The 2234-nt window shown below is 65.1% G+C and carries 2 protein-coding genes; both read right to left on the minus strand.

Annotated features, from left to right (window positions below):
• Positions 1 to 1326, minus strand: a 1326-nt coding sequence (gene ubiB / locus RMO40_RS21520) for a ubiquinone biosynthesis regulatory protein kinase UbiB (RefSeq protein WP_309725644.1), incomplete at its 3' end; no start/stop codon positions are given.
• Complete coding sequence (locus tag RMO40_RS21525; RefSeq protein ID WP_309725645.1) at positions 1323 to 1856, minus strand: hypothetical protein; 534 nt, start codon at positions 1854 to 1856, stop codon at positions 1323 to 1325. The genes RMO40_RS21525 and ubiB, both read right to left, overlap by 4 nt.
• Between the last annotated feature and the right edge of the window lie 378 nt (positions 1857 to 2234).

The following is a 2234-nucleotide window of genomic DNA, read 5'->3' on the forward strand; positions in this document are numbered from 1 at the left end:
AATGAGCAGGTGGGTTGGCGCGGCCTGGTCATTCATCCAGCGTTCAAGAAACGGCTTGGCGGTGTTCCACAGGTCGAGCTCGGGGTCGAGCTGGCGGCCCAGGCCCTCGACGTTGAGCAGCGTCTTCTGCAACAGCACCAGCTGCGGCTGGATCTCGACGTTGAAGCGGCGCGAGATCTGGAACAGGCGCAGCAGCACCTGGCCCAGCGAGATGTCTTTCAGCGGGCGGTCGAAGTGCGGCTCGCAGACGGCGCGGATGGCCCCTTCCAGCTCGTCAATGCGGGTGTTCGGCGGCACCCAGCCCGATTCCACATGCAACTCGGCCACCCGCTTGTAGTCGCGGCGGAAGAACGCGATGAAGTTCTGCGCGAGATATTCCTTGTCGAACTCGGTGAGCGTGCCCACGATGCCAAAGTCGAGCGCGATGTAACGCCCGAAGGTGGCTGGCGCCAGGCTCACCTGGATGTTGCCGGGGTGCATGTCGGCGTGAAAGAAACCGTCACGAAACACCTGGGTGAAAAAGATGGTCACGCCGTCGCGTGCCAACTTCGGGATGTCGACGCCCGCATCGCGCAAGCGCTGCGTCTGGCTGATGGGAACACCCTTCATGCGCTCCATCACGATCACGCTCTGGGTGCACAGGTCCCAGACCATCTCGGGCACCATGATCAGGTTCAGGCCGCTCATGTTGCGCCGCAGCTGGGCGGCGTTGGCCGCTTCGCGCACCAGATCGAGTTCGTCGTGCAGGTAGTTGTCGAACTCGGCCACCACCTCGCGCGGCTTCAGGCGCTTGCCATCGGCCGACAGGCGCTCGACCCAGAGCGCCAGCGTGCGCAAGAGCGACAGGTCGTCGTCGATCACCGCCAACATGCCGGGGCGCAGCACCTTGACGGCCACTTCGCGGCCGTCTTTGAGCACCGCGAAGTGCACTTGCGCGATCGACGCACTGGCCACCGGCTCAGCCTCGAAGCTCGCGAACACCGCCTCGATGGACCGGCCATAGGCACGCTCCACCAGCGCACGCGCCTCGGCTGCGGGAAATGGCGGCACGCTGTCTTGCAGCTTGGCCAACTCGTCGGCCACCTCGGGCGGCAGCAGATCGCGCCGCGTTGACAGCACCTGGCCAAACTTGACGAAGATCGGGCCCAGCCGTTCCAGGGCCTCACGCAGGCGCTGGCCGGGAGGCGCGTCGAGCTTGCGCCCAAGCGTCATCACCCGCACCAGCAGGCGCACCCAGCGTTGCCGAAAGCCCGACAGTGCCAGCTCGTCCAGGCCGAAGCGCAGGACGGTTAGAACAATGACGAGCAGCCGGGCGATGTGCCTCATTGCGGGCCGCGTGCCATCAGCCCTTGCAAGGCACGCACCGCTTCGCGCAGGCCCGCGCCGATGGCCGAGGCCGCACGGCCCAGCTCGTGCGCCGGCGCTTGCCCGATGATGCGGGCGACGTCGTCTTCGATGTCCCAGCGCAGGTTGTCGATCAGCCAGCTGACGTCGGTGGCCAGTGCCGAATCACCCTCGATGCCCACCTTCGGACGCTCACCCGACAGCCATTGCCCCACCAGACGCAAGGGATTCGACGCATCGATCGTCACCCGCAGGTCGGGCTGGGCCGGCGCCTGTTCGCCACACCATTCAAGCAGCCCTGCTGGCGTGATGGTGAACGCCACCACCGGAGGTGCAGGTAAAAGACCCGGCCAGGCCGTCCATTGCAGCTGGACGCTGCGGCCACTGTGCGGGCGCAAACGTTCGGTGGCCACCGGTTCGGCTGCGATCACGTGGTTGAGCAACAAGGTGATGCGCTCCATGGCGGCGGAGCCGAGCGCGGCGGTGATACCTGGATTGAATGCGTTGGCCATCTTGGAATTGTAGGCGGCACGATTTGCACACCGTTTGATCAGGACGTGGCAAACCCACACGCTCCGGGGTGAACGGATGGCCCGCAAAAAACGTGACGCATGCCCTCAGGCAAGGCCCCTAGAACACAGGCTCCCCCCACACTTGCGGGTCTGGAGCTGTCATCTTCTTGAGTGAGAATCCACGCGTTGCTTGAACCCCTTTGCACGCCGCGCGTAGCCGTCGAATCCGCTTCGCCCAGCGCCCGCTCGATGGGTTTCTGACACACCCGACGCAGAGGCATTGCCAGCAATCTGTCACTCATGGAGGACAGCGCCCCGTGGACCACCCCCTAGCGATGTTCGAAGACCGCCCTTACAAGAGAACCTTCTACAGCGCCC

Source organism: Rhizobacter sp., assembly GCF_031412075.1.
GTDB lineage: Bacteria > Pseudomonadota > Gammaproteobacteria > Burkholderiales > Burkholderiaceae_C > Rhizobacter.